The organism is Escherichia coli (genome assembly GCF_036503815.1).
GTDB classification, from domain to species: Bacteria; Pseudomonadota; Gammaproteobacteria; order Enterobacterales; family Enterobacteriaceae; genus Escherichia; species Escherichia coli_F.
The window spans coordinates 144641-162906 of record NZ_AP027764.1 but is presented as its reverse complement, the minus strand read 5'-3'; the positions used below and the strand labels follow the sequence as shown (position 1 = coordinate 162906).

Annotated in this window: 17 protein-coding genes; 4 read left to right on the top strand and 13 right to left on the bottom strand. The window is 51.4% G+C overall.

All coding sequences use genetic code 11. From position 1 onward, the window contains the following. Positions 1-3: 3 nt before the first annotated feature. On the bottom strand, positions 4-819 hold the full coding sequence (locus AABJ99_RS00720; protein WP_000891823.1) for an AraC family transcriptional regulator: 816 nt from the start codon (positions 817-819) through the stop codon (positions 4-6). 225 nt (positions 820-1044) lie between these two features. Between AABJ99_RS00720 and AABJ99_RS00715 the strand changes: the two genes are divergently transcribed. Both AABJ99_RS00715 and AABJ99_RS00710 read left to right on the top strand, forming a co-directional pair. Then, entirely contained in the window at positions 1045-2445 is a 1401-nt protein-coding gene (locus tag AABJ99_RS00715) for an MFS transporter (protein ID WP_039020888.1), read from the top strand. 10 nt (positions 2446-2455) lie between these two features. Further along, positions 2456-4426 (top strand): glycoside hydrolase family 127 protein, encoded by a 1971-nt coding sequence (locus tag AABJ99_RS00710; protein ID WP_032185424.1) that lies wholly within the window; start codon positions 2456-2458, stop codon positions 4424-4426. Between the two features lie 129 nt (positions 4427-4555). On the opposite strand, the gene yiaT is transcribed toward AABJ99_RS00710, so the two are convergent. Further along, on the bottom strand, positions 4556-5296 hold the full coding sequence (gene yiaT / locus AABJ99_RS00705) for a MipA/OmpV family protein (RefSeq protein WP_039020887.1): 741 nt from the start codon (positions 5294-5296) through the stop codon (positions 4556-4558). A gap of 123 nt (positions 5297-5419) precedes the next feature. Here yiaT and yiaU point away from each other — a divergent pair, with 123 nt between their 5' ends. Further along, positions 5420-6394 carry a LysR family transcriptional regulator gene (yiaU, locus tag AABJ99_RS00700; RefSeq protein WP_000164020.1) on the top strand — a complete coding sequence of 325 codons (975 nt, stop codon included), beginning with the start codon at positions 5420-5422 and terminating at the stop codon, positions 6392-6394. Here the strand turns inward: yiaU and yiaV are convergent. Then, positions 6391-7527 (bottom strand): HlyD family secretion protein, encoded by a 1137-nt coding sequence (gene yiaV / locus AABJ99_RS00695; protein WP_000364885.1) that lies wholly within the window; start codon positions 7525-7527, stop codon positions 6391-6393. The two genes, yiaU and yiaV, sit on opposite strands and share 4 nt — an antisense overlap. Before the next feature lie 5 nt (positions 7528-7532). After that, positions 7533-7856 carry a DUF3302 domain-containing protein gene (yiaW, locus tag AABJ99_RS00690; protein ID WP_000478193.1) on the bottom strand — a complete coding sequence of 108 codons (324 nt, stop codon included), beginning with the start codon at positions 7854-7856 and terminating at the stop codon, positions 7533-7535. 182 nt (positions 7857-8038) lie between these two features. Here yiaW and AABJ99_RS00685 point away from each other — a divergent pair, with 182 nt between their 5' ends. Next, positions 8039-8353, top strand: a complete 315-nt coding sequence (locus AABJ99_RS00685) for a hypothetical protein (protein WP_001064341.1) — start codon at positions 8039-8041, stop codon at positions 8351-8353. Here AABJ99_RS00685 and AABJ99_RS00680 read toward each other — a convergent pair. From AABJ99_RS00680 to yibI, 9 genes are all read right to left on the bottom strand, one after another. After that, on the bottom strand, positions 8350-8760 hold the full coding sequence (locus AABJ99_RS00680) for a type II toxin-antitoxin system HicB family antitoxin (RefSeq protein ID WP_000499744.1): 411 nt from the start codon (positions 8758-8760) through the stop codon (positions 8350-8352). The two genes, AABJ99_RS00685 and AABJ99_RS00680, sit on opposite strands and share 4 nt — an antisense overlap. 16 nt (positions 8761-8776) lie before the next feature. Next, positions 8777-8962: a type II toxin-antitoxin system HicA family toxin gene (locus tag AABJ99_RS00675; RefSeq protein ID WP_000833473.1), complete on the bottom strand. Its 186-nt coding sequence runs from the start codon at positions 8960-8962 to the stop codon at positions 8777-8779. A 277-nt stretch (positions 8963-9239) separates the two neighbouring features. Beyond that, a complete protein-coding gene (gene aldB / locus AABJ99_RS00670; RefSeq protein WP_039020886.1) occupies positions 9240-10778 on the bottom strand; it encodes an aldehyde dehydrogenase AldB in 1539 nt (512 codons plus the stop codon). A 200-nt stretch (positions 10779-10978) separates the two neighbouring features. After that, positions 10979-12130, bottom strand: coding sequence for an L-threonine dehydrogenase (yiaY, locus tag AABJ99_RS00665; protein WP_000741504.1), 1152 nt, complete (start codon positions 12128-12130; stop codon positions 10979-10981). Between the two features lie 189 nt (positions 12131-12319). After that, positions 12320-14164 (bottom strand): selenocysteine-specific translation elongation factor, encoded by a 1845-nt coding sequence (selB, locus tag AABJ99_RS00660; RefSeq protein WP_338387474.1) that lies wholly within the window; start codon positions 14162-14164, stop codon positions 12320-12322. Further along, complete coding sequence (gene selA / locus AABJ99_RS00655; RefSeq protein ID WP_000206247.1) at positions 14161-15552, bottom strand: L-seryl-tRNA(Sec) selenium transferase; 1392 nt, start codon at positions 15550-15552, stop codon at positions 14161-14163. Before selA ends, selB begins: the two co-directional genes overlap by 4 nt. A 97-nt stretch (positions 15553-15649) precedes the next feature. Further along, on the bottom strand, positions 15650-16258 hold the full coding sequence (yibF, locus tag AABJ99_RS00650; RefSeq protein ID WP_000779790.1) for a glutathione S-transferase: 609 nt from the start codon (positions 16256-16258) through the stop codon (positions 15650-15652). Between the two features lie 70 nt (positions 16259-16328). Continuing rightward, a complete protein-coding gene (gene yibH, locus AABJ99_RS00645) occupies positions 16329-17465 on the bottom strand; it encodes an HlyD family secretion protein (protein WP_000364934.1) in 1137 nt (378 codons plus the stop codon). Positions 17466-17467: 2 nt separating this feature from the next. Continuing rightward, positions 17468-17830: a DUF3302 domain-containing protein gene (gene yibI / locus AABJ99_RS00640; protein WP_000479624.1), complete on the bottom strand. Its 363-nt coding sequence runs from the start codon at positions 17828-17830 to the stop codon at positions 17468-17470. Between the last annotated feature and the right edge of the window lie 436 nt (positions 17831-18266).

Genomic DNA, 18266 nt, shown 5'->3' with positions numbered 1-18266 from the left:
GCACTACGAATTGATATGTTCCTTGCTGTAACGTCGCTTCCACGCAGCTGGCGTTAAACCGGTGTGTTTGCGAAAAATCTGTCGGAAATAGCCAACGTCATTAAACCCGCACAACGCCGCCACTTCCGTGAGCGATCGCGCTTCGCTAATTAACAGCTTTTCGGCTTCGCGCACTCGCTGGCGGTGGATTGCTTCTGTTAACGTCAGATGAAACACCCGCCGATAGACACGCCCAAGATAATCGGCATTGCAGTACAGCTCGCGGGCTAAAAGCGCCGTAGAAAGCGGGCGATGATATTGCGTGCGGATCAGTTTCTGCGCTTTCCAGGCAAGCGTGGTACCTGCGGCATCGGCCTGTTCATCAAGACGCGCGTCACGGGTGAGTTGCTGCAAAATCAGCAGCACAATAAACTCCAGCGCCGGAGTGCGTTGATGCTTTTCCTGTTCACTTAAGAACTGGCGAAACAGGGCCACCAGCGCCTGCGGATCGGCAACCTTCGTTTGTTGCGGCACGCTAAGATGAGTGAGCCAGCGCGGGTCGCTATCCGGCGCTTTAACCTCAAAATGCAGCCAGTAAAATTTGAGATCGGCGGGAAAATCCTCTACCCCAACATGCTGTCGGTTCGGCCAGAGTAATAAACTCTCTCCCGCATCGACCAGAAATATCCGCTCTTCTTCCTGAATCGCTAATCGACCTTTTTCGACAAAGATAATTTCCCATGACTCCAGCCGCCTTGCAGGATGCCTCCCTACGCCACGGGAAATAAATAATCCACCATTTTGCACTTTAATCGGTAACGTCATGGATAATTCGAGCATTGATATGTAATTTCCCGCTTATTCATTAATGATTAAACACATTACCTTTTGATTATTAATCAAAAACATTAATTTCACCTGATCCAATTCACACTTTTAAATTCAGGTCGGAATCGTCACCTTTTTTTACTCTTTTCTCGCCTTGTTGATATTCCCGTTCACGGCAGAATTAATCATGTCATTTCAATAAAACTAAAAATTGCTCCCTATGCACGAGGAATATCTATGACCTCTACACCGATTACTACCGCTGATATCGCTAAAGGTAAAATTGACGATGCGTTATCTGTACGGGAAAAAATAGGCTACGGCCTGGGTGACGCAGGCGGCACCGTAATAACTTGCCTGATCATGAACTTTCTCACCTTTTTCTACACCGACGTTTTTGGCTTAACTCCGGCGCTGGTCGGCACGCTGTTTATTGCACTGCGCGTGTTTGATGCCATCTCCGACCCGGTGATGGGCGTCATTGCCGACCGGACGCAAAGTCGCTGGGGGCGCTTTCGTCCGTGGCAGCTATGGATTGCCGTCCCTATTGGCATTATCGGCATCCTGACGTTCACCGTGCCAGATGCCAGCATGGGAGTAAAAATCGCCTGGGCGTTCGGCACTTACCTGCTCCTTTCAGTCGGTTATACCGCCATCAACGTGCCGTACTGCGCGCTGATCAACACCATGACCACCCGCCACAATGAAGTGATCTCCTGCCAGTCCTGGCGATTCGTTCTCTGCGGCGTAGCGGGATTTCTGGTTTCGGTTGGCCTGCCGTGGATGGTAGATCTCTTCGGTCAGGATAATGCCGCGCGCGGCTATCAACCGGGCGTCGGCGTGCTGTGCGCCATCGCTGTAGTGATGTTCCTGTGCTGTTTCTTCTGGGTTCGTGAACGGGTGCCACTCTCCACAATGGGGAAATTTACCCTGCGCGAACATCTTGCCGGGCTGCGAAACAACGACCAACTGCTGCTGATGCTGGTCATGTCTTTCCTGCTGATTAACGTCTTTAATATTCGCGGCGGTGGGTATATGTACTTCATTACCTACGTCTTACAAGGCAGTACGGGCTACACGTCGCTGTTCTTCACTATGGTCACCTTCGCCTCCATTATCGGCTCGGTGATTGTCAGCCCGTTAACGCGACGTTTCGATACCGTCAAAATTTACTACTACACCAACCTGATTCTCGCCGCGCTGGCGGGACTGATGTGGTTCCTGCCCTCCGGCCCCGCTTATCAAACGCTGTGGCTGGCGGTGATCCTTGGTAATGGCGTGATTCTTGGCTTCACATTGCCATTGCACTTCTCATTGATGGCCTTTGCCGATGACTACGGCGAGTGGAAAACCCGCGTACGTTCTTCCGGCATGAACTTCGCCTTCAATCTGTTTTTCATCAAGCTGGCCTGGGCCTCCAGCGCCGGGATCATCAGCCTGATGTTTATTTTTGTCGCCTACCAGCCAGGCGTGGAAAACCAGACCGCCAGTTCGCTTGGCGGGATCGCGGCGATGGAAACATTGCTGCCTGCGCTGTTCCACCTGCTGCTGGCGATGGCGATCCGCTTTTGCAAACTCAATAACCCTATGATGTCACGCATTGCTAGCGACCTGCGTCAGCGTCATGTACAGCCTTAAGGAGCACAAGATGAACATTTCGGAAGTCGATCTGCATAAACTGACGGTCAGCGATCCGTTCCTCGGTCAGTACCAACAACTGGTCCGCGACGTGGTGATTCCTTATCAGTGGGATGCCTTGAACGATCGTATCCCAGAAGCGGAACCCAGCCATGCGATTGAAAACTTTCGCATTGCCGCAGGACTGCAAGACGGTGAATTTTACGGGATGGTGTTTCAGGACAGCGACGTCGCCAAATGGCTGGAAGCGGTAGCCTGGTCGCTGTGCCAGAAGCCGGATGCCGAACTGGAAAAAACTGCTGACGAGGTAATCGAACTGGTCGCTTCCGCCCAGTGCGAAGATGGCTATCTCAATACTTACTTTACGGTAAAAGCGCCCGAAGAACGCTGGAGCAATCTGGCGGAGTGTCATGAACTTTACTGCGCCGGTCATCTGATTGAAGCCGGAGTCGCCTTCTTCCAGGCCACGGGCAAACGGCGCTTGCTGGAAGTGGTTTGCCGTCTGGCCGATCATATCGACAGCGTATTTGGTCCAGGTGAAAGTAAGTTACACGGTTATCCTGGTCACCCGGAAATTGAACTGGCACTAATGCGCCTGTATGAAGTGACCGAAGAGCCGCGCTACCTGGCGCTGACGAACTATTTTGTCGAACAGCGTGGTGCGCAACCGCACTATTACGACCAGGAATATGAAAAGCGCGGGCAGACCTCGCACTGGCACACCTACGGCCCGGCGTGGATGGTGAAAGACAAAGCCTACAGCCAGGCACATTTGCCCATCGCACAGCAGCAAACCGCCATTGGTCACGCGGTACGTTTTGTCTACCTGATGACCGGCGTCGCGCATCTCGCGCGTTTAAGTCACGATGAAAGCAAGCGTCAGGACTGCCTGCGGCTGTGGAACAATATGGCCCAGCGTCAGTTATATATTACCGGCGGCATTGGCTCACAAAGCAGCGGCGAAGCGTTCAGCAGCGATTACGATCTGCCGAATGACACGGTATACGCCGAAAGCTGTGCTTCCATCGGCCTGATGATGTTCGCCCGGCGAATGCTGGAAATGGAAGGCGACAGTCAATATGCCGATGTGATGGAGCGCGCACTGTACAACACCGTGCTCGGCGGCATGGCGCTGGATGGCAAACATTTCTTCTATGTGAATCCGCTGGAAGTACATCCAAAATCGCTGAAATTCAACCATATCTACGATCACGTTAAGCCGATCCGCCAGCGTTGGTTTGGTTGCGCTTGTTGTCCGCCAAATATCGCCCGCGTGCTAACCTCGATTGGTCATTATCTCTACACGCCGCGTGAAGATGCGTTGTATATCAACATCTACGCAGGAAACAGCATAGAAGTGCCGGTAGAAAATGGCACGCTGCGTCTGCGGGTTAGCGGAAACTATCCGTGGCAGGAACAGGTGACAATTGCGGTTGAATCGCCCCAGCCGGTGCGTCATACGCTGGCTTTACGTCTGCCGGACTGGTGCACACAGCCGCAGATTACATTGAATGGGGAAGAGGTCGAGCAGGATATTCGTAAAGGGTATTTGCACATTACCCGCGAATGGCAGGAGGGCGACACGCTGAATCTGACTTTGCCAATGCCGGTACGTCGCGTTTACGGTAACCCGCTGGTGCGTCACGTCGCCGGAAAAGTGGCGATTCAGCGCGGCCCGCTGGTGTATTGCCTGGAACAGGCCGACAACGGCGAGTCACTGCATAACCTGTGGCTGCCCACCGATGCGCCATTTACGACATTTGAAGGTAAGGGATTGTTCCGCCATAAGATCTTAATCCAGGCACCGGGTTACCGGTATGAACAGAGCAATCCAAAGCAGCAACCGCTGTGGCATTACGACAGCGCGCCAGCCAAACGCCAGCCACAAACTCTGACATTTATCCCGTGGTTTAGCTGGGCTAACCGGGGTGAAGGCGAAATGCGGATCTGGGTGAATGAGGAAAAGCATTGCCATCCGTAGGTTGGATAAGGCGCTCGCGCCGCATCCAACGTAGGGTGCACATTGCCTGATGCGACGCTTAACGCGTCTTATCAAGCCTGAAGGTCAGTGCGAGAGCGTAGGCCAGCCGCACCGACATCCACCGGTAAATTAAAAACGCCAGCTCACGCCGGTGACAAAGGTAAAACTCTCATTACGATCAATCATCGGGCTGTCGGTAATCTCTTCCGGCAGCTCGCTGTATCCGGCACTCGCCATCAATACGATGTGCTCTCCTATCGGGTATTTTGCCGTCAGGCTGACATAGGGCACCCAGGCATCCTGCGCGGAATAACTTGCCAGACCGCTACGACGGGACTCACTCTCTGAAATGCCATAGTAATAGTCACTGAAATTCTCGTCATAATAGAGAACGCCCAGTGCAGGTGTCAGCGACAGGCGACCTATCTGCATTTTGTGAAATACCGATAGCTCCCCCACCCAGCCGTTGCTGTTATCCAGAACGTCCGCAGCCGCAGAGGCTTTCACGGTTCCCCAACGCTCGTGGTGATACCAGGCAACCCCCGCCATAGCCGTACTATCACGCTTATCAAGCTGTTGCATGGCATGATCGTCATTATCTGCAGGGTCAAATTCCAGCGGCATCCAGGATGCGGTCAGGCTAAGTTCATTTTTTTCACTTTGCGACAGAATAAAACCTAACGTGGTCTGACGAACATAAAAAGAATCACCTTCATAACTAATCAGCGGAATTGCCTTTGTATTTTCATTATAACCACGATAAGGCGATTCATTATAAGCTGCACCAGCACCAATGGATAATTCAGAAGCAGTAGCGCTTGCCATAAAAGGCAACGCAAATAACGCCACAGTATTGCGGTTAATTAACATGTCCGGTATTCCATTTTAAAATAAGATAAAAAAGAGTCGGCATAATAATGCTTACAATTTCTCCGGTGCAAGATTCATATTTATATAGTAATATATAAAATTATATATAATTGGGCTGTTGCGATGACAAAATTACAACTTAAGTACCGGGAGTTAAAAATTATCTCGGTAATCGCTGCCAGTGAAAATATCAGCCATGCCGCGACTGTACTTGGATTCGCACAGGCCAACGTCAGCAAATATCTTGCTGATTTTGAATCAAAAGTAGGTTTAAAAGTCTTTGACCGAACCACCCGGCAGTTGATGCTCACACCTTTTGGTACCGCGCTGTTACCGTACATCAACGACATGCTGGACAGAAACGAGCAACTTAATAATTTTATTGCAGATTATAAGCATGAGAAACGTGGTCGGGTCACCATCTACGCCCCAACCGGCATAATTACCTATTTATCCAAACATGTTATCGATAAAATTAAAGATATCGGTGATATCACCTTATCGCTAAAAACCTGCAATCTTGAGCGTAATGCCTTTTATGAAGGTGTCGAATTTCCCGATGATTGTGATGTTTTAATCAGCTATGCTCCACCAAAAGATGAATCGCTGGTTGCCAGTTTTATTACGCAATATGCCGTAACCGCTTATGCCAGTCAGCGCTATCTTGAGAAACATCCCATTAGCCGTCCTGACGAACTCGAACATCACTCCTGTATTTTGATCGACTCGATGATGATCGACGACGCGAATATCTGGCGCTTCAACGTCGCCGGGAGTAAAGAGGTACGGGATTATCGCGTGAAGGGAAATTACGTTTGCGACAACACGCAATCGGCGCTGGAGCTGGCACGAAATCACCTGGGGATTGTGTTTGCGCCAGACAAAAGTGTGCAGAGCGACCTGCAAGACGGCACGCTGGTGCCCTGCTTTCAGCAACCGTATGAATGGTGGCTGGATCTGGTGGCTATCTTCCGTAAACGGGAATACCAGCCCTGGCGGGTCCAGTATGTGCTGGATGAAATGCTGCGTGAAATTCGCCACCAGCTTGCTCAGTCGCAGCAACTGCGGCCTGAACAAGCGGCGGAAAGCGAAGATTAATGATCGAGATAAAGGTAATGCACCCAACTGGTCATGCGTAACAGCACTTTGCGCATCACCGAGACATGGCTGAAATGATCAGAGTAAACCGCCACCTGGGCGTAAATACCGTCTGGTAAAGCGCTCAACTCAGTGTGCTCATCCAGTTCAATGGTCGCGATAACGCCATCTGAACCCGGTGCTGTGTTTAACGTCTGTAAGGTGCCGGTCGACTGATAAGCTCCGCCGGGAACAGCTGGACTAATGGCTGCCAGCTTACCGCTGAATACCTTACCTGGCAGAGCATTAAACACCACTTCCGCATCATCGCCGGGAGCCAGTCGCAGCAAGGAGTTCTGACGGAACTGCGCCACAATTTGTCGTTTCTGATCGGGTATAAACACCATCACAGGACGTAGCGGCAGCGATGCGGCATAGGTACCCGGACGAATCAGCACTTGGGTCACATAACCATCGCTCGGCGCACGCACTATCGTCTGCTCAAGGTTATATTTTGCTTCCGCGAGCTGCGCTTTCAGGCTGGCGATTTGAGAATGTTCACCCAACACCAGGCTATCCAGCTGGCTCTGGATCTGTTTTTGTTCCGCCGCCGATGACTTTACGGAGGCTTCCTGCGCCAGATAATTTTGCCGCGCCACATCAATATCGCGTTCTGAAAACGGGTTTACTTTCGCCTGGCTGCCGCGTGCGTAACGCTGGTACTCTTTAGCGAATTTATCCCGCGTGGCCTTTGCCTGCTGAGTATTCGCCGCCATCTCATCTAACTCTGCGCCCAACGCCCGCTGTTTATGTTCTGCGGTAACGATATCCGCCATCAGCCGATCCACCCGCGCCTGATAACGCGTCGGGTCCAGTCGAAATAGCACCTCACCTTTTTTAATCAGCGTATTTTTCTTGTCCGTCACTTCGATCACCACGCCTGTCACCTGCGGGACAACAGGAATAGAAATAACCGCTTTTTGCGCTTTAAAGGTATACGGATGGTTATAGTTCATTAACAGAATTAGACCGCTGACAATAAATATGCCACCCAGGGCCGCGGTGGGAATGGTCCATTTATTTACAGGAATTTTGAAGATCTTAAACATTGCCCATGCGAAAGCCACATAGGTCAAAATAATCAGTAAATCCATAAGTATTACTCGGCAGAAGAGGATTTGATGTCGGCGAGCTGTTTCTCCAGCCCGGCAATACGCTGTTGTAGTTGCACAACGGAGGAGTCATGGTTTTGCATTCCCCATCCCCGCTCCGGGCGGTAAAGCGTGGCCCAAATCCACAAAAATGGCCAGATAACATGCAGCGTAAAAAGACTCACCCAACCAGCAACATGAATGGCGTCGGCATGAGGATGATTACGTTTTTTAGCAATCAGGTAGGGAATATCATGTAAAATAATAATCCCATAGAATATCACCAGAAATACAAAAATAAGCACTCCCAGTGCAAAATAGTCCAGGAACATATTTCCCTCAGAGAATATAAAAAAGAACAATTAACGCATATTATGAAATGCCATGATGCAGTGCAATTTCCTTATTTATATAACGACATATTGTTTTTTATATACTTTCTGAAGTGTGCTACCTGGCTTTTCAACAGGTCGAGGTTTATCATATTGAAATAATGGAACTATTGACCAAACTAATGAATAACCCCAGTAAAACATCCACAGTACAGATAAAGCGTATTAAACCTTCAATTATCTACCGTTTATTGCTGATTGGCCTCGGAACACCAATGGTGATTTACGGTCTGGTTTGCGGCGTTTTAGGCATGTTTGGCTACGATCAGGTGAGATGGAACGACACCGTGATCCACGGCCTGCTGGCCCTGCCTGCGGGATTGCTTGCAGGCCTGTCAGTCAGTGTGTTCCTCACCGTGGTGATTGGCACCATCGCTTGTTTTGGTCTGTGGCTGTACAGCCTGGTCCGCCCGCTCACCATCGAAACGCGAGATTAAACGCCCGGCAATACACGCCGGGCAGCTTCCGCCAGAAACGCACTTCTGTTGGCGTAGTCTGGGTTATTGCGCACGTAGGTATCAATCTTGTTCAGTAATCTTTTCGGCATCGTAATATTGATACGTTCAGCCCGACCTTCGAACTGATTCATATTGATATCCACCAGCAACCATTGCCCGCCAATAAAGTCCTGCGCACGCTGGACCAGATGTGTTTCCACAGAGCCTGGAAGCGGCAACTCTTCATTCATCTCGCATAAGGTTTCGAAGTGCGCGACCAGTGCACTTCGCGCATCCTGGAAAGCGTTGTCCAGCGTATCACCAGCAAAATAACAGCCTGGAACATCAGGGAAAAAACCGCTGGCGCTGCCGTCAGGATCACTGTGGATATAGGCGGGATAAAACATATTGCCTCCTGAAATTTTAAAATGTTAAACCAGCCTGACGCCCAATTTGCGCCAGCGTACCGGGCTTAATATCTTTTTTAGGGTGCGGAACCGTCACCAGACCCGGATGAACAGGGTGGCGGAACTGATGATGACTACCACGGGTTCGAATATGTTCCCAGCCATGCTGCTTCAGGATGGCGATCACGTCTGCACTTTTCACATCCCTGCCCTTCCATGATTATACACACGATACACACACATTTAGCAATAACAATCACGATAGCGCGATTTATATGGGCCGTCAGGGGGATAAAGTTGACTCAGGAATGCCGTTCGGAAGAAGAATAACGGTGTGCAGTAACTTGTTGAAAAGATGTGAGGAGACTCGTAATTAAGTTCAATCAATATTCAGTCATTCAAGACGTAGACATTTGAATTGGTAAAACGCGCAAACGTCGCATCAGGCAATGAATACCCGATGCGACCAGCTTCTTACATCAGAACAGCCCCAACGGTTTATCCGAGTAGCTCACCAGCAGGCACTTGGTTTGCTGGTAATGCTCAAGCATCATTTTGTGGGTTTCGCGGCCAATGCCTGATTGTTTGTAGCCACCAAACGCCGCATGTGCCGGGTAAGCGTGATAACAGTTGGTCCACACGCGCCCGGCCTGAATGCCGCGCCCCATCTTATAGGCCAGATTACCGTTGCGGCTCCAGACACCCGCGCCCAGGCCATATTGCGTGTCGTTCGCCAGCTCCAGCGCTTCTTCCATCGTTTTGAAGGTGGTTACCGCCAGCACCGGGCCAAAAATCTCCTCCTGGAACACGCGCATATTGTTCTGACCAAACAGAATCGTCGGTTCGAGGTAGTAACCGTCTTTCAGTTCGCCTTCCAGCAGCTTGCGCCGCCCGCCGGTGAGCACGTCTGCGCCCTCTTTTTTACCAATATCAATGTAGTTGAGGATGGTTTCCAATTGCCCGTGAGAAACCTGCGCCCCCATTTGCGTCACGCTGTCGAGTGGGTTACCGCTGCGAATGCTTTCGACACGGCGGATGGCGCGTTCCATAAAGCGTTCGTAGATTGACTCCTGCACTAAGGCACGACTCGGACAGGTGCAAACTTCGCCCTGGTTAAAGGCAAACAGTGCAAAGCCTTCCAGCGCTTTATCAAAAAAGGCATCTTCTTCATCCATCACGTCAGCAAAGAAGATATTTGGCGATTTGCCGCCCAGCTCCAGCGTCACCGGAATAATGTTTTGCGTGGCGTATTGCATAATTTGTTGACCCACTTCCGTTGAGCCGGTAAACGCCACTTTGGCGATGCGTTTCGAGGTCGCCAGATATTCGCCAATTTCCCCACCTGCGCCGTTGACCACGTTTACCACCCCCGGCGGCAGTAAATTACCGACGATTTCCATTAGCAGCAGTACAGAAAGCGGGGTAAGACGTGCGGGTTTCAGCACCACACAGTTGCCCGCCGCCAGCGCGGGAGCCATTTTCCAGCTCGCCATCAGCAGCGGGAAGTTCCACGGGATAATCTGCCCCACCACGCCTAACGGTTCATGGAAATGATAGGCCACGGTTTCGCTATCAACTTCACTGATCCCACCTTCCTGCGCCCGAATACACGAGGCGAAATAGCGGAAATGGTCAATCGCCAGCGGTACATCAGCAGCACTGGTTTCGCGAATGGGTTTGCCGTTATCCCAGGTTTCAGCCGTCGCTAACAGTTCAAGGTTTTGTTCCATTCGATCGGCAATCTTAAACAGAATCGCCGCGCGATCCTGCACCGAAGTATGCGCCCATTTATCTTTCACTTTATGCGCAGCATCCAGCGCCAGATCGATATCTCGTTTACACGAAGACGCCACTTCGCACAGTAGCTGCCCGGTCACCGGCGTCAGGTTCTGGTAATACTCGCCGTCGGCGGGCGCGACCCATTCGCCGCCAATAAAGTTGTCATAGCGGGCTTTTAACTTGAGGGGGAAGCCATACTCGCCGGGCTTAATCTGTGCTGAAGGGGGATTGTTGGTCATGATCGTCTCCTTGCGGTGTGAGGTATAACAAGGGTAGACGTGACTGGCGAAATCTTCGCCAGCTGGTGATAGCTTTACGACGGCTATCACGAATTTACGGGCAAGGATTACAGAGATAACTAAAACTCTCTCAAAAATCGCAAATTTTGAGAGAGTTGAAAAAGCGGCTGACAACTCGCCAGCCGTTGTGGGAATGATGATTACATTGCGGCGCGATAAATCGCCACAATTTCTTCGTGAGTTGCCTGAATCGGGTTAGTAAAGCCGCAGGCATCTTTCAGGGCATTGGTCGCCAGTACCGCGAAATCTTCTTCTTTCACGTTCAGGTCACGCAAGCCTGCCGGGATATTCACTTTCTTCGCCAGTTCACGGATGGCATTGATGCAGGCTTCTGCACCTTCCGCGTCGTTTTTACCTGTCACGTTAACACCCATCGCAGCAGCGCAGTCACGCAAACGTGCAGCAGCGACTTTGCTGTTGAACACCTGAACGTGTGGCAGCAGAACAGCATTACATACACCGTGTGGCAGGTTGTAGAAACCGCCCAGCTGGTGCGCCATCGCATGAACATAACCCAGAGACGCATTGTTGAACGCCATACCCGCGAGGAACTGAGCGTAAGCCATTGCTTCGCGCGCTTTCTCATTGCTGCCATCTTCAACGGCTAAGGGCAGGTTTTCAGCAATCATAGTCACCGCTTTCAGTGCGCAAGCGTCGGTGATCGGCGTGGCGGCAATAGACACATACGCTTCAATAGCGTGCGTTAAGGCATCCATACCCGTTGCAGCGGTCAGTGACTTCGGCATACCGATCATCAGCGAGGAGTCATTGACAGAAAGCAGCGGAGTGACGTGCTTATCCACAATCGCCATTTTGATGTGACGTGCTTCATCGGTGATGATGCAAAAACGGGTCATTTCTGATGCCGTACCCGCCGTGGTGTTGATGGCGATCATCGGCAACTGCGGTTTTGCAGAGCGGTCAACGCCTTCATAATCGCGGATGTCACCGCCGTTGGCTGCAACCAGCGCAATACCTTTTGCGCAGTCGTGTGGAGAACCACCGCCTAAGGAAATCACGCTATCGCAATTATTTTCTTTAAGTAATTTCAAACCTGCAGCGACGTTTTCCGTGGTGGGGTTAGGTTGGGTGCCATCATAAATAACGCTAAAAATATTGCGTTCTTCCAGTGCTTTTTGCACATCACCCGCCATACCCAATTTCGTTAACATATTGTCGGTGACAATTAAGGTACGGGTAAATCCATAATCTGCCATCATATTCATTGCATCATTCAATGAATCAGCACCAATAACATTCACGGAAGGAATAAAAAAGGTTGAAGCTGCCATAACACACTCCTGAAAGTGTAAAAAAGGGCGGGCAGCTTACTGAGGATTTTCATTTGAAAATATGATCAACATTACCGTTTATTAAAATATTTTTAATAAAAAGCACGTTACATTCATCAAATAACGTGCTTCCTTAACATTAATAAGAACTTTGTATTAATTCATATTTATTATGAATTAATCATTCCCTTATTTTTCGGGAAATAATAATGCGTCGCGCAATAAATGATCATTTCCACGACGCCGCGTAAAACCAATGCGGTCAAAATATTCCAGGATTTGAATTGCCAGCTTTCGGCCTACACCTAAGCGATCGCGGAAATCCGCCGCGCAGGTTGAACCACATTCCTGATCGAGATCGCGGATCATATTGGCAAATTCGACAATCCGATCGTTACGGTAATAACGATCTTTGACGATCGCAGTGATTATCCCCTGTTGGGCCGCCTGGCGTAGCGTCAAACGCATTGCCTGCTCGTCGGTTCCCGTCTCTTTTGCCAGGTCACGCACCCACCACGGCTCGTCACCAAACAGCGGCTCTGCTTTTTGCCAGATGGCCTGCTGCTCTTCGCTGAATCCCGCTTTATGATCCGGCAGATGCAGCCAACCGTGATGACTGAGGATGTCGCCGCTTTCGCGCATCTTTTCAATCAGCAACAGCACCAGCGCTTCATCTTCCATTGGCAACGCCATGCGCCGCAGACGCTCGCGCCCAGGACCTGGTTCATCGCGATGCTGCTCATGATAAGTCGCCAGGGTATCGAGAATTTTACGCTGCCAACGAGCGGCAACCGGTGCATTCAGCAAGCTGTAACCGGCCTGAATATAGCCCGGTTGCTGCAGCAGTTCACGCATCCCTTCGCCGTTGAGCTGGCGCGCCCAGGCGAAATCAGCAAGGTTAACCGCTCCGCGTTCCAGATGAATAGCTAACGCATCGGCATCGCTCTGCGCCTGTGCAAGAGACGCCAGCCATTGCAGATATTCCGGCTTACGTTTACCGCGACGCGGCGGGTTAAGCATCACCACGCGCGCCCCCGCCAGCGTGTTGCGGGCCGAGATATCGCGTAGCACTAAGCGATCGTTATCTGCCAGCCACAGCGGCGCGTCGAAGACCAACTCGGCAAGGTTATCTTCCAGCAGCGAAACGCGTCCCGTAACGTGGCTGGCGGCGTGGTGAATATGCAGCGGCTGCCACTGGGTCAACGGTGTATGAGTTTGAAGCTCGACTATCACCCGCGTAAACGGCTCCGGCGGCGCATCGGCAAGCAACCAGTCCCCACGGTTAATCTGTTCTTTTTCCGCATCACCCGCGATGTTAAGCGCAATACGCTGCCCGGCATGAGCTGCATTTGTTGGCTGATTTTGCGCATGCAGCGCACGCACGCGCATCGGTTTATTTACACCAGTCAGCCAGAGTGAATCGCCTACCTTCACTTCCCCACTTAACGCCGTACCGGTGACGACCAGCCCGGCACCTTTTACGGTAAAAGCACGGTCGATAGCGAGGCGGAAGCTATGTTGGCTGGCGTGTTCGCGTTCCGGCAACTGAAGCAGATGTTCGCGCAGAGCATCAATTCCCCGACCTTCGGTTGCTGCGGTGATAAACAGTTTTGCCTCAGCAAAACCGTATTCCCGCAGTACGTCCTTTACCTGGCGTTCAACCTCATCAACACGCGCTTCGTCCACGCGATCGGCTTTGGTCAGCGCCACTGTCAGCATCGGGTTACCGGTCAGCTGCAAAATCGCCAGATGCTCACGAGTCTGTGCCATCACGCCGTCATCGCACGCCACCACCAACAGCGCGTGATCGATACCCCCGACGCCCGCCAGCATGTTGGAAAGAAACTTTTCATGACCGGGAACGTCGATAAAACCCGGAACACGACCATCCGGCTGCGGCCAGTAGGCATAGCCGAGATCGATGGTCATGCCGCGCTTTTTTTCTTCCGGCAGACGGTCGGCATTTACGCCAGTAATCGCCTGCAATAAGGTTGTTTTGCCGTGGTCAACGTGTCCGGCAGTCGCAATAATCATTTCAACAACATCTCCAAAAACCGTTGCTCATCTTCAAGGCAGCGTAAATCCAGCCACAATCGTCCGTCATAAATACGACCAATCACCGGCACTGGCAATTCACGCCAGCGGGCGGCTAATGACTCAAGGTGGCTACCGCGTCCATCATGGGGTGTAAACGTTAATGCCGCGCTCGGCAGGCGATCAACCGGCAGCGAACCACTGCCAATCTGCGAAAGACATGGCATAACCTGTACCGCAAACTCCGCGCCGTAATGTGCGGCAAGGGGGGCCTGTAAACGTTGTGCCTGGATTTGAATGACCTCTGCGCTGCGGGTAAGCAGACGCAGGGTCGGTAATTTTTCACTCAGCGCCTCAGGGTGTAAATAAAGACGCAACGTGGCTTCCAGCGCCGCGAGGGTCATTTTATCCGCGCGTAATGCACGCTTCAGCGGATGGCTTTGCAGGCGGGCAATCATCTCTTTTTTACCGACGATAATCCCTGCCTGCGGTCCGCCTAACAGCTTGTCGCCGGAGAAGCTCACCAGACTGACGCCCGCCGCAATCAACTCCTGCGGCATTGGCTCTTTCGGCAAACCGTACTGGCTAAGATCGACCAGCGAGCCGCTGCCTAAGTCAGTCACTACGGGAACATCCAGCTCTTTGCCGAGCGCCACCAGTTCAGCTTCATCTATCGCTTTGGTGAACCCCTGAATGCTGTAGTTACTGGTATGTACCTTCATCAACAGCGCGGTATTTTCATTCACCGCCTGGCGATAATCATTAGCGTGCGTGCGATTGGTGGTCCCCACTTCGTGTAGGGTGCAGCCTGCCTGACGCATAACATCGGGAATACGAAACGCGCCGCCAATCTCCACCAGTTCGCCGCGAGATACCACCACCTCTTTCCCACTGGCAGTGGCCGCCAACATCAACAAGACCGCCGCCGCATTGTTATTAACGATACAGGCATCTTCCGCCCCCGTAATACGGCACAGCAGCTGCGCCAGCGCCCGATCGCGATGTCCGCGTCCGGCGTCATCCAGATCGTATTCGAGGGTTACTGGCGAACGCATAGCCTGCGCAACAGCCTCCACCGCGGCTTCCGCCTGTAAAGCTCGCCCAAGGTTGGTATGCAGCACGGTTCCCGTCAGGTTGATCACCGGACGCAGCGCGCTTTGCGCCTCTTTCGTCAACCGGGCATCAACTTCTTGCGCCCAGTTTTCACACCACGCGGGTAGCGTCTGGCTGTCACGAATCACTTCTCGCGCTTCGTCAAGCATCTGACGCAGCAACTCCACCACGCGGGTGTGACCATAGGTATCACGCAAAGAAAGGAAAGAGCTATCGCGCAATAAGCGATCAATAGCCGGAAGTTGACTATAGAGGGAACGCGTTTCGGTTGTCATAGGAAACCTGGTTGATCAAGGCCCTCTCACACGGAGAAGGGCGTTTAACATAACCACGGATTGTAACGTGAGATGGGTCAGGAGGACATATCGCGCATCAAGCCTTTGGCGGTTCGGTGCGAGCAAAGCTTTCGCGGCTAAACAGGTTTTCGACCAGTTTGACTAAGTGTGGGCGGTCGACACACCAGCCTGGCGCAACGCGGCGGAAATTGAGATATCCAACGGCGCAGGCAATGGCGATAGTCGCCAGGTTGACCATATCGGTTTTGAGCGTGCCATCGACCAGATATCCTTCCAGCACATCCAGGCTGCGGTTGATTTTCTCCCGCTGGCGTAACAATTCATCTTCAGACTGCTGCGCCGCCGGACGAGCCTGTTCACGCACCGATACCAGCCCGGCATCCATAATGCCATCCGCCAGCGCCTCAATTTTGCGCACCCGCAACGACTCCAGCGGATCGCGCGGCAACATCGCCGGAGCGACATTCATTAATTCAATATATTCAGCGATGATCGGCGAATCAAACCAACATTCGCCCTCTTCAGTCACCAGCACCGGCACTTTCCCTAACGGGTTAAATTGCGCCACGCCGTTGTCCGCGTTATAGGGCAGTTCATTAATAAATTCGAAAGTTATGCCCTTTTCTAACAACAGAATAGAAAGTTTGCGTACAAACGGGCTGGTGTAGCTACCGACGAGTTTCATGCCGAGTCCTTTGTGCGAGGAAAAATATCAGTATGGCTCAGGCTCACGCAAAACACAGGTGATATAAGTCTCAATGATCCAAATAAAGATAATGCATCCAACTGGTCATTCTTAGCAGTACCTTCCGCATCACCGAAACATGGCTGAAATGGTCAGAGTAAACCGCCACTTGGGCGTAGATACCGTCAGGTAAGGCATCAATATCAGCGTTAGGGTCCAGTTCGATGGTTCCCAGCACACCGTCCGTGCCGGGTACAACGGTTAATGATTGCAGTACCCCCTGCGCCTGATACGAACCACCAGGCACCACCGGCAAGATGCTGGTCAGTTTGCCGTGGAATACCTGCCCAGGTAGCGCGTTAAACACCACTTCCGCATCATCGCCGGGTTTCAGACGTAACAGCGAGTTTTGCCGAAATTGGGCGACAATTTGCCGTTTTTGCTCAGGGATGAAAACCATCACCGGACGTAGCGGCAAGGCAGCTGCGTATGTGCCTGGGCGGATCAGTACCTGAGTGACGTAGCCATTGCTTGGTGCGCGAATGACAGTCTGCTCAAGGTTATATTTTGCTTCAGTAAGTTGCGCTCTTAAGCTCACAATCTGCGACTGCTCGCCGTTAACCATACTGTCGAGCTGGCTCTGGATTTGCGCCTGTTCCGCCACCGAACCTTTCACCAGCGCATCCTGCGCGAGAAAATTCTGCCGCGCATCGTCGATATCACGTTCTGAGAACGGATTTACCGCCGCCTGGCTGCCTTTCAGGTAACGTTGATAATTTTTAAACAAGCGGTCACGCTCCGCTGAAACCTGGGTGGTATTGGCTTGCGCTTCAGTGAGCTGCGCGCGCAGTGTCTTTATATTATGCGTCGCCGTCATCAGGTCAGCCTGAAGTCTGTCGACTCGCGCCTGATAACGTACCGGGTCGAGCTTAAAAAGCACCTCGCCCTTCTGAATAAGCTGATTATTCTTGTCAGTGACTTCAGTCACGATCCCCGTCACCTGTGGCGTGATGGGAATAGCAATCACCGCTTTCTGTGCGGTAAAAGTGTAAGGGTGGTTGTAGTTCATCAACAAAATCAAACCGCTTACCAGAAAAACGCCTCCCAGCGCCGCCGTCGCCAGCGTCCACTGATTCACCGGAATACGGAAGATTTTAAAGACCGCCCATGCCAGCGCCACGTAAGTTAAAACAATCAACAGATCCATAATTAGATCTCCGGGAACGTGGAATAGTCAGTCTTTTTCTCGGCGGCGAGTTGATGCTCCAGCCGGGAAATTCGGTCAGAAAGTGCGGCGATTTCCGGGTCAGTCGCTTTCTCCTGCGACGCAACATGTGACTGCATACCCCAGCCACGCTCCGGTTGATAGAGCGTCGCCCAGATCCACAGGAACGGCCAGATAACATGCAGAGTAAACAGGCTCACCCAGCCCGCCGTATGAATAGCGTCGGCATGGGGGTGATTGCGCTTTTTGGCAATCAGATAAGGGATGTCATGTATCGCGATGATTCCATAAAAAATCACCAGAAAGACGAAGATCAGCACTCCCAACGCGAAATAGTTTAGAAACATATCTGCCTCGGATTCACGTTTATCGGTGTTGTTTTTTGGCTGGCAGCCAGAAGGGAGTCAGGCTGATATTTTGACAATAATTCGGGTTCGCGATTCTCGCCATAACACCAAAGAATAATTTTTAGAGGTGATGAGTTGCTTAGTTACATAACGATTTTATGACGAAGGCATAACATGCTGCAGATCACATCAGGTGAACGCCGTAAGAAAATATCTTGTGATTCAGATCACAAAGATTCAACAAACTAACAAAACAAAAATGTGACATTACTCACATTTAAATGCCATTTTTAGCGAAAATCGCCGTCTTGTTGCTTTTTTACACAAGTATTTTGTGATGCACATCACGTCAATTACCTCTCTACCCCCTATATTTATGTGATTCATATCACACAAAAAGCCGTCGACTGGACAGTTAACCGATTCAGTGCCAGAT